The 10,243-nt window shown below is 71.8% G+C and carries 8 protein-coding genes; all 8 read left to right on the top strand.

Annotation, left to right across the window (positions count from 1 at the left end; all coding sequences use genetic code 11):
* Positions 1-143 precede the first annotated feature (143 nt).
* Positions 144-602, top strand: a complete 459-nt coding sequence (locus tag E6J59_16510) for a phosphatidylglycerophosphatase A (protein TMB17470.1) — start codon at positions 144-146, stop codon at positions 600-602.
* The gene (locus E6J59_16515) at positions 602-1,879 is read left to right on the top strand and encodes a competence/damage-inducible protein A (protein ID TMB17471.1); all 1,278 of its coding nucleotides are present in this window, start codon (positions 602-604) and stop codon (positions 1,877-1,879) included. Before E6J59_16510 ends, E6J59_16515 begins: the two co-directional genes overlap by 1 nt.
* Positions 1,880-1,981: 102 nt before the next feature.
* On the top strand, positions 1,982-2,557 hold the full coding sequence (thpR, locus tag E6J59_16520; GenBank protein TMB17472.1) for an RNA 2',3'-cyclic phosphodiesterase: 576 nt from the start codon (positions 1,982-1,984) through the stop codon (positions 2,555-2,557).
* A 111-nt stretch (positions 2,558-2,668) separates the two neighbouring features.
* Positions 2,669-3,754 (top strand): recombinase RecA, encoded by a 1,086-nt coding sequence (gene recA, locus E6J59_16525; protein ID TMB17473.1) that lies wholly within the window; start codon positions 2,669-2,671, stop codon positions 3,752-3,754.
* Between the two features lie 3 nt (positions 3,755-3,757).
* Positions 3,758-4,909, top strand: coding sequence for a type IV pilus twitching motility protein PilT (locus tag E6J59_16530; protein TMB17474.1), 1,152 nt, complete (start codon positions 3,758-3,760; stop codon positions 4,907-4,909).
* Complete coding sequence (locus tag E6J59_16535) at positions 4,875-5,345, top strand: RecX family transcriptional regulator (GenBank protein ID TMB17475.1); 471 nt, start codon at positions 4,875-4,877, stop codon at positions 5,343-5,345. The genes E6J59_16530 and E6J59_16535 overlap by 35 nt, the downstream gene beginning before the upstream one ends.
* A 148-nt stretch (positions 5,346-5,493) precedes the next feature.
* A complete protein-coding gene (gene alaS / locus E6J59_16540; GenBank protein TMB17476.1) occupies positions 5,494-8,142 on the top strand; it encodes an alanine--tRNA ligase in 2,649 nt (882 codons plus the stop codon).
* 358 nt (positions 8,143-8,500) lie between these two features.
* The coding region (locus tag E6J59_16545) for a hypothetical protein (GenBank protein ID TMB17477.1) at positions 8,501-10,243 on the top strand (1,743 nt) is incomplete at its 3' end.

A 10,243-nucleotide genomic window follows, 5' to 3' on the forward strand; every position in this document is an offset into this window, starting at 1 on the left:
GGGAGGCCGAGCGCGAGAGCGCTCACGCTGGCCGACGGGGTCTGGGGGCATCGGAGCAGCGCAGCGCCCGCAGGGCGCGAGCAGCGCACGGGCCCCCAGGAGTATTGATTGACGGACCGGGTGCGAGCCTCTACGGATCGGACGTGGACACGCTCGCCATGGCGCTCGCGACGGTCGGGGGCGTCGGCCGCGTGCCGGTCGCGTCCGGCACGTTCGGGTCGCTGGTCGCCCTGCCCTTCCTTCCCGCCCTGGCCGCGCTCCGCGCCGGCTCGCTCGCGGGCTACGTGGCCCTGGTCCTCGGCATCGTGGCCGTCGCCGTCTGGTCGGCCGGGCGCGCCGGACGCCTGCTGGAGGATCGCGACCACTCCCACATCGTCATCGACGAGGTGGCAGGCATGGTGCTGGCGGGCCTCTTCCTGCCCGGCACGTGGCTCGCGGCAGGGGTGGCGTTCGTGCTCTTCCGCCTCTTCGACGTCGTGAAACCGTTCCCCGCCAACCTGATCGACGGGCAGGTCGAGGGCGGCCTCGGGGTCGTGGGGGACGACCTCGTGGCCGGGGCCTACGCGGGCCTCCTCGCCCGCCTCGTCCTGTGGCTCCTCTGATGCTCCACGCGGCCGTCCTCTCGACCGGCGACGAGCTCACCACCGGGCGCATCGTCGACACCAACGCGAGCTGGATCGCCGACAAGCTGTTCGAGATCGGCCTCGAGCTGGTGGGCGTGCTGACCGTCGGCGACCACCACGACCGGCTCCTCTGGGCGTGGCGGCGGGCGCTCGAGCTGGCCGACGTCGTCATCTCGACCGGCGGCATCGGCCCGACCGCCGACGATCTCACCTCCCAGGTCGTGGCCGAGCTGCTGGGCGTGCCCCTGGTCGAGGACGCCGAGCAGGCGGCCCGCATCCGGCGGCTGTTTGAGGCCCTCGGGCGCGAGATGCCCGCCAACAACCTGAAGCAGGCCCTCCTCCCGCGCGGCGCGATCGTGATCCCCAACGCACTCGGCACCGCGCCCGGCTACCGCGTGGCGCACGGGGCGAAGCACCTGGTCGTCCTCCCGGGCGTGCCGCGCGAGATGAGGCCGATGATGGAGGAGACCGTGCTGCCGTGGCTGGTCGCCCTCCGTGGCGGCGACCAGGTCCATCTCGCGCACGTCTTCCAGACCTTCGGACTCACCGAGTCGGGTCTCGACGAGATGGTGGCGGGCGCGGTCGACCCCTCCGAGGGGCGGGTGTCGTTCCGCGCGAGCTTCCCGGAGATCTCGCTGCGCGTCGTGGTGCACGGGCGGCCAGACGAGGCCCGGGCGCGCCTCGACCGGCTCGCGGCGCGCATCCGCGAGCGCATCGGCCCCTACGTCTACGGCGAAGGCGCCACGACGATGGAGGTCGTGGTGGGGGGCCTCCTTCGCGAGCGCGGCCTCACCGTCGCGCTCGCCGAATCCTGCACGGGCGGCCTCGTCGGCCACCGGCTCACCAACGTGCCGGGCAGCTCGGCGTACGTGTGCGGCGCGGTGGTGGCGTACGCCAACAGCGCCAAGGAGCAGCTGCTCGGCGTCCGGCGCGAGACGCTCGCCGCCCACGGCGCCGTGAGCGAGGAGACCGCGGGCGAGATGGCCGCGGGGGCGCGGCGGGCGTTCGGGGCGTCGATCGGCGTGTCCACGACGGGGATCGCCGGACCCGACGGCGGCACGCCGGAGAAGCCGGTCGGGACGGTGTGCTTCGGGCTCGCGTCGGACGCCGGCGTGGTCACGCGCCGCTACCAGCTCTGGGGAACGCGCGACTGGGTGAAGCTGCTCGCCTCGCAGGTGGCGCTCGACTGGATCCGGCGCCATGCGCTCGGGTTGCCAGTGACGGAGTCCCGGCTCTTCTCCGGCCATCGCCCGTGAAACCCGACTGCGTGCGCGAGCTGGCGATGCTCCGTTCGGGGACGCGGGCGCAACCAGGGGCGTGATACCGATGCGCCGAGCGTTTGGGCTACGCTCGCGGCGGTGCGCTGCTTCGTCGCCGTCGACCTGACCACGGACGTCCGCGCGGCGATTGCCCGGGCGCAGACGCGTGTCCGCACCGCCGCCGCGCAGGCCGACGTCCGTTGGGTCGATCCGACCCAGTTTCACCTGACCCTCAAGTTCCTGGGCGCGGTCCCGGACGAGCGCGTGCCGGCCATGGCGGCTGCCCTGGGAGCCGCGGTCGCCGACACCCGGCCCCTCGGCCTCGCCGCTGCCGGCCTGGGGGGCTTCCCGAGCCTCAAGAGCGCGCGTGTCCTGTGGGCCGGCATCACGGCCGGGGTCCCCGAGCTCGCTCGGCTCGCGGCCTCCCTGGACCGTGCGCTCGCACCCCTCGGCTTCCCACCCGAGAGCCGCCCCTTCCAGGGTCACCTGACCATCGGCCGCGTGCGCTCGCCGCGCGGCGGACGCGTGCTGGCCGCGGCGGTCGAGGCCGCGGGCGCCTCGGCGTTCGGCTCCTGGACGGCTTCCGAAGTCGTACTCTACGAGAGCCGCTTGAAGCCCACGGGGGCCGTCTACACGCCGGTGTCCCGGCACCCCCTGTGGGGCGTCCGTGCCTGAGAATATGTAGCCCGTCCGGCTGGAGACCCGGCCCGCACCGGGGTAGAGTGGTCGAGTCTCCGGAAATCTGGGGCCCGGGGTCCAGGCGTTTCGTGTGGAGGAGGGTGTGACATGGGCATCGACGTAAACCGCGAGCGGGCGATCGACCTCGCCCTCAGCCAGATCGAGAAGCAGTTCGGCAAGGGCGCCATCATGCGGCTCGGCGAGGCGGCGCTGACGCAGGACGTCGCCTGCCTGCCGACCGGCTCGCTCGGCCTCGACATTGCCCTTGGTATAGGCGGGATCCCGCGCGGGCGCGTGGTCGAGATCTACGGGCCCGAGTCCTCGGGCAAGACCACCCTCGCGCTCCAGTTGATCGCCGAGGGCCAGAAGCGCGGCGGCATCTGCGCCTTCATCGACGCCGAACACGCGCTCGACGTGGGCTACGCGCGCAAGCTCGGCGTCCGGACCGAGGACCTCCTCATCTCGCAGCCCGACCACGGGGAGCAGGCGCTCGAGATCGCCGACACGCTGGTGCGCTCGGGCGCGCTCGACGTGCTGGTCATCGATTCGGTCGCCGCGCTCGTGCCGCGCGCCGAGATCGAGGGCGACATGGGCGACCCGCAGATGGGCCTCCAGGCGCGGCTCATGTCGCAGGCGCTCCGCAAGCTGACCGGCACCATCTCCAAGTCGCGCACGATCGTCGTCTTCATCAACCAGATCCGCATGAGGATCGGCATCCTGTTCGGCAACCCCGAGACCACGACGGGCGGCAACGCGCTCAAGTTCTACGCCTCGGTCCGGCTCGACATCCGCCGCCTCGGCGCCATCAAGCACGGCGACGAGGTGATCGGCAGCCGCACCAAGGTGAAGGTGGTGAAGAACAAGGTCGCGCCGCCTTTCCGCGAGGCGGAGTTCGACATCCTCTACGGCAGCGGCATCTCGAAGGAGGGAGAGCTGATCGACATCGCATCCGAGCACGGCATCCTCGAGAAGACCGGCGCCTGGTACGCCTTCGGCGGCGACCGCATCGGCCAGGGCCGCGAGAACGCGCGCGACTTCCTGCGCGAGCATCCCGAGGTCGCCGCTCAGATAGAGGCGAAGGTACGCGAGAAGTTCGGGCTGCGCTCCGGCGCGGCCGAGGGGGGCAACGGGGCGAGTGCAGAGGGAGCGCGGGCGGCCGAGGCCGGCCGGCGGGGGAGGGGCGGAAAGGAATGACCCGTGGAGCTCGAAGCGATCCTGCGTGAGGGCGTCGCTCGCAACGCATCCGACATCCATCTCAAGTTCGGCTCGCACCCGGTCTTCCGCGTCACCGGCAACCTGATTCCGTGGGACGAGGCGCCGCGGCTCGACCGCGACACGATGACCGCCCTCATGCGGGGGCTCCTCTCCGCGGCCCACTGGAAGCAGCTCCAGGAGCGGCTGCAGGTCGACGCGGGCTACGGTCATCCGGAGCTCGGCCGCTTCCGCGTGAACGTCTTCCACCAGCGCGGTGAGCTCCAGGCCGCACTCCGTCTGATCCCGCCCCGCGTGCGGCAGATCCGCGACCTCAACCTCCCGCCGGTCATCGAGCGCATCGCGTCCGAGCGGCGCGGGCTCATCCTGGTGACGGGCACGACGGGCAGCGGGAAGTCGACGACGCTCGCCGCCATGATCGACCACATCAACCGCACCGTCGACCGGCACGTCATCACGGTCGAGGACCCGATCGAGTATCTCCATCAGGACGAGCAGTCGATCATCACCCAGCGCGAGATCGGCGCCGACTGCACGGGCTTCGCGGTCGGGCTCAAGGGCGCGCTCCGCCAGGACCCGGACGTCATCCTGGTCGGCGAGATGCGCGACCTGGAGACCATCGAAACGGCCATCCTGGCCGCCGAGACCGGCCATCTGGTCATGTCCACCCTGCACACCCTCGACGCCGCCGAGACGATCACGCGCGTCATCTCGGCCTTCCCCGACCACCAGCGAGCCCAGGCGCGGCTCATCCTGGCGAGCATCCTGAAGGGCTGCATCAGCCAGCGGCTCGTACCCCGCGCCGACGGCCGGGGCATGGTGCCGGCCATCGAGGTCATGGTCTCGACGGGGCTCGTGAAGGAGTGCATCACGCAGCCCGAGCGCACGCGCGAGATCCGCGACGCCATCGCGCGCGGCTACACCACCTACGGCATGCAGACCTTCGACCAGTCGCTCATGGCCCTCTGGCGCGAGGGGCTCGTCACCTTCGACGAGGCGCTCGCGCAGTCGACCAACCCGGACGACTTCGCGCTCAAGGCGCGCGGCATCTCCTCGACCAGCGACGCGCGCTGGGACGACTTCTCCAAGGAGCCGGGGGCAGCTGCCCAGGAGCCGATCAAGGTCGACCGCTTCTAGCGGCCGCCGGCGCCGCCCGGCGCCGACGCCGCTCGACGTGGCGGCGCGCTGGCTCCGGCGTGCGCCCGAGACCGAGGCTCGGCTCGAGGCGCGGCTCGTCGCCCTCGGCTACCGGCGCGAGACCGCCGCGGCCACCGTCGCCCGCTGCCGCGAGCTCGGCTGGGTCGGCGACACGGCCTTCGCCCACGAGCGCGCGCGAGCGCTCCGGACACGCGGGGCGGGGAGGCTCCGCATCGAGGCGGACCTGACGGCGCGCGGGCTCCCCGAGGCGCTCGTCGCCGAGGCGGTCGAGGCCTCGCGCGAGGGGCAGCCCGAGGTCGCGTGGGCGCGCCGCGCGCTCCGCGGCCTGCGCGACCGGCGGCGGGCGTGGCGACTCCTCGCGTCGCGGGGGTTTCCGGAGGAGGTGGCGGTGGAGGTGCTGGGCGAGGAGGAATGACGCGCCCCTGCCCCGAACGGGGTCGATCGCCTGCGCGGTGCCGTTCGCGTGCGCGGGCTCCGTCCGTCGAGCAGGACGTTCACGGCGGCCCCGAGGTTGCGGTGCGCGCCGGTTGCCGCTCCGGGACGGAGCCGGTAGAAACGGGTCGGTGACCGGGGACCAGATCCGCGAGGGCTTCCTCGACTTCTTCCGCCAGCGCGGTCACACCGTGGTGCCGAGCGCCCCGCTCGTGCCCGAGAACGACCCGAGCCTGCTCTTCACCAACGCGGGCATGGTGCCCTTCAAGCAGGTCTTCCTCGGCAACGAGGCGCGCCCTTACCTGCGCGCCGTGAACTCGCAGAAGTGCCTGCGGATCAGCGGCAAGCACAACGATCTCGAGCAGGTGGGGCGCGACACCTACCACCACACCTTCTTCGAGATGCTGGGCAACTGGTCCTTCGGCGACTACTACAAGCGCGAGGCGATCGACTGGGCGTGGCAGCTCCTCACGCGGGTCTGGAAGCTGCCCAAGGACAGGCTCTACGCCACCGTGTACACGACCGACGACGAGGCGGCGGCGCTGTGGGCCGAGCTGACCGACATCGGCCGCGACCGGCTCCTCCGCTTCGAGGCGGAGAACTTCTGGGAGATGGGCGAGACCGGACCGTGCGGCCCGTGCTCCGAGATCCACATCGACCGCGGCCCCGGGGCCTGCGACCGCCGCGGCGACCGGACCCACCGCTGCGCCGTCAACGCGGGCTGCGCGCGCTACATCGAGCTCTGGAACCTGGTCTTCATCCAGCACAACCGCGACGAGAAGGGCAAGCTCTCCGACCTGCCCGCCCGGCACGTCGACACCGGTATGGGCTTCGAGCGCATCTGCACCGTGCTCCAGGGCGTGGGTGACAACTATGCGATCGACGTGCTGCGCGCGATCGTGCACTCGGCCGAGAAGCTCTCCGGCAAGCGCTACGGCGCCGCCCCGCGCGACGACGTCTCGCTGCGCGTGATCGCCGACCACGGGCGCGCGGTCACCTTCCTCGTCGCCGACGGCATCCTGCCCTCCAACGAGGGGCGCGGCTACGTCCTCCGCCGGCTGCTGCGGCGCGCGGCGCGGCACGGCAAGCTCCTCGGCCTCGACCGCCCGTTCCTCCACGAGGTGGTGGGCGCCGTGGTGGGCGCCATGGGGCGCGCCTACCCGGAGATCGCCGCCCAGCACGCGCGCATCGCCGAGGTCGTCCGGGGTGAGGAGGAGCGCTTCGCGGCGACCCTCGATCGCGGCCTGGCCCTGCTCGCGAGCGAGGTCGAGAGGGCGCGCGCGGCGAAGGCACGCGTGCTCTCCGGCGAGGTCGCCTTCCGCCTCTACGACACCTACGGCTTTCCGCTCGATCTGACCGAGGACATCCTCGCCGGCGAGGGGCTCGGCGTCGACAAGGACGGCTTCACGCGCGCCATGGAGGCGCAGCGGGAGCGGGCGCGCGGCGCGCAGCGCTTCGCCGACGCCGAGGCCGCGCCCGAGCTGATCGCGGGCGGCGGGCTCCACAGCCGCTTCGTCGGCGACCGCATCGTCGAGTGGGAGTCGGAGGTGCTGGCTCTCCTGGTCGACGGGCGGGAGGCGCGCGGTCCGGTCGGCGCCGGTGCGCAGGTGGACGTCGTCACCGCCGAGACGCCCTTCTACGCCGAGTCGGGCGGGCAGGTGGGCGACCGCGGCTGGGTCGAGACCGCGTCGGGCGCGAAGGTCGAGGTGACCGACACGCAGAAGATCGCGCCGGCGGTGATCGCGCACCGCGGCGTGGTGCGCGAGGGCGCGCTCGCCGTGGGCGACCGCGTGCGGCTGCGCATCGACACCGCGCGCCGCGAGGCAGCGCGTCTGAACCACTCCGCCACCCACCTCCTGCACGCTGCGCTCCGCCGCCGCCTGGGCGGGCACGTGAAGCAGGCGGGCTCGCTGGTGACGCCCGGGCGCCTGCGCTTCGACTTCAGCCACCACAAGCCGGTCGACGACGCGGCTCTCCGCGACATCGAGGACGAGACCAACGCTTACATCCGCGCCAACGCCGAGGTGACCGCCGAGGAGATGTCGTACGACGACGCCATCAAGGCAGGGGCGCTCGCCTTCTTCGGCGACAGGTACGGCGACCGCGTGACCGTCGTCCGCATGGGCGACTTCTCGACCGAGCTGTGCGGCGGCACGCACGTGACGCGCACGGGCGACATCGGCATCCTCAAGATCCGCGGCGAGAGCGGGGTCGCGGCCGGGGTCCGGCGCGTCGAGGCCGTGTCGGGCGCGGGCGCCCTCGAGCTCATCCGCAGCCACGAAACGCTGCTGCGCGAGGTCAGCGCGCTGCTGCGCGCCCCGGGCGAGGAGGCGGCCGCGAAGCTCGAGAAGCTCCTCGCGCAGCAGCGCGAGCTCGAGAGGCGGATCGCCGAGCTGCAGGGGAAGCTCGCCGGTGGGGCCTCGCGCGACCTCCTCGCCGACGCGCGGCACGTCGACGGCGTCACGGTGCTCGCGACGCGGGTCGAGGGCCTGGACGAGAAGGGGATGCGCGAGATGGTCGACCGCGTGCGCGATCGGATCAAGTCGGGCGTGGTCGTGCTCGGCGCCGCCGATGGAGAGCGCGCGCTCCTGGTGGCCGGGGTCACGAAGGACCTGACCGGCCGCTACCACGCCGGGAACATCATCAAACAGCTCGCGCCGCTGGTGGGCGGCGGGGGCGGCGGGCGGCCCGACTTCGCGCAGGCCGGCGGGAAGGATCCGGCCCGGCTCGACGAGGCGCTCGCGGCCGCCTACGAGCTGCTCGGCGCCGGGAGCCGCTGAGGCCTTGGCCGAGACGGCGTCCGCACCCGCCGAGCTGCGTTTCGCCGACGCGCGCCTCTTCCGCGAGCTGCTCGGCCAGCACGACGAGCACGTGAAGGCGCTCGAGCGGCAGGTGGGCGTGCGCATCGACGTCGCCGACTCGACCCTCACCCTGCACGGCGACCCGGTCGAGACCGAGCTCGCGAGCCGCGTCCTCCTGCAGCTCTACGGGCTGCTCGAGAGCGGCTACCCGATCTACGCCGCCGACGTCGACTACGCGCTCCGCATCCTCTCCAGCGACCGCAACGCCAAGCTGCGCGACATCTTCCTCGACACGGTCTTCATCTCCGCGCACAAGCGCGTCATCACGCCGAAGAGCGTGGCGCAGAAGGAGTACATCGACGCCATCCGCAACTTCGACATCGTCTTCGGGATCGGCCCGGCGGGGACCGGGAAGTGCGTCGCCGGCTCCTCGCTGGTGCTCACCACGCGAGGCCTGGTCGAGATCGCCTCGCTCGCGGAGGGAACCGCGCCGGGTGAGTATCGGCCGATCGATCTGCAGATCGCGAGCCTCTACGGGGGAGAGCGGGCGAGCCACGTGTACGACGGTGGCCGCTCGCGGACGCGTCGCATCACGACGCGCCTCGGGCTCGAGATCGAGGTGACGCCGGAGCACCCGCTCCTTCGACTTCGGCCCGACGGCACACTGGCGTGGCAGCGCGCGGACGAGCTGCGGACGGGCGACTACCTCGCCGTGCAGCGGGGGCAGGCGATGTTCGGCCGGGACACCGAGATCCGCTTCGCGTATCGCCGGAACGGTCCGCAAGACCGCGCGAAGGCGATCGCCGTCGAGAGGCTCGACGAGGGCCTCGCCTACTTGCTCGGCGTTCTCACCGGCGATGGTTGCCTGACGTTCCGGAACCGGGTGATCCTCTCGACCGCCGACCCGGAGATCGTGGAGCGCTTCCGGGCCCTCGCAGACCGCTTGGGGCTCAAGGTATTCCGCAACAGCGGCAATCGTCCGTACGACTACATCATCGCCAGCGCCCAGCTGTACCAGCTGCTGCTCGGCCTCGGCATGTCGGCCGGCAAGGCGTCGACGAAGCGCATCCCCGGGGCGGTGCTGCGAGCCCCGAAGGAGATCGTGGTCGCCTTCCTGCGGGGCCTCTTCGACACCGACGGGACGGTCGAGCGGCGGGGTGGCTACCCGAGCCTCTGCTCCGCGTCGAAGCGGCTGATCGACGAGGTGCAGATCGTTCTCTTGAACTTCGGCATCCTCTCCGCCAAGCGCGTGCGCCAGGTCGAGTACCGGGGTCGCGCGCGGCAGTACTACGAGCTCGAGATCCGGGGCGCCGAAGCCGCGCGCTTCTTCCGAGGGATCGGCTTCGGTCTCGTCAGGAAGCAGACGCTCCAGAAGCCGCAGAACACGAACCTCGACCTGGTCCCTCACGTGGCCGCGCTCATCGACGCTGCGACGAGGGCCACGGTGCTTTCTCACGCGAGCCACAAGCGGGTTCACGACTATCGCATCGACCGCCGGCAGCCGAGTTACGCCAAGCTGGATGAGATCCTTGGACTGCTCACCACCGCCGTCGCCGGTGAGGCGTACCGGCTCGGACTCTTCTGGGCGGAGATCACGGCGATCGAAGAGGGCGAGGCCGACGTCTACGATCTCACCGTCCCGGGCTCCCACTCCTTCTGCGCGAACGGCTTCGTGAACCACAACACGTACCTCGCCATGGCCATGGCCGTCGCCGAGCTCATGAAGAACAGCTTCACCCGCATCATCCTGACGCGCCCCGCGGTCGAGGCGGGCGAGAAGCTCGGCTTCCTCCCCGGGGATCTGGCGGAGAAGGTGAACCCCTACCTCCGCCCGCTCTACGACGCGCTCCACGACATGGTCGACTTCGATCGCGCCCGGCGGATGGTGGAGCGGGGCACGATCGAGGTGGCGCCGCTCGGCTTCATGCGCGGAAGGACGCTCAATGACTCGTTCGTCATCCTCGACGAGGCCCAGAACACGACCACCGAGCAGATGAAGATGTTCCTGACCCGCCTCGGCTACGGCTCGAAGGCCGTGGTGACGGGCGACGTGACGCAGATCGACCTCCCCGCGGGCAAG

It is taken from the genome of Deltaproteobacteria bacterium (genome assembly GCA_005879795.1).
Lineage (GTDB): Bacteria > Desulfobacterota > Binatia > DP-6 > DP-6 > DP-6.

Bases quoted from the DNA above. Each gene is read 5' to 3' on its own strand.
- E6J59_16515 (TMB17471.1), top strand. From the start codon at position 602: ATGCTCCACGCGGCCGTCCTCTCGACCGGCGACGAGCTCACCACCGGG.
- recA (TMB17473.1), top strand. From the start codon at position 2,669: ATGGGCATCGACGTAAACCGCGAGCGGGCGATCGACCTCGCCCTCAGC.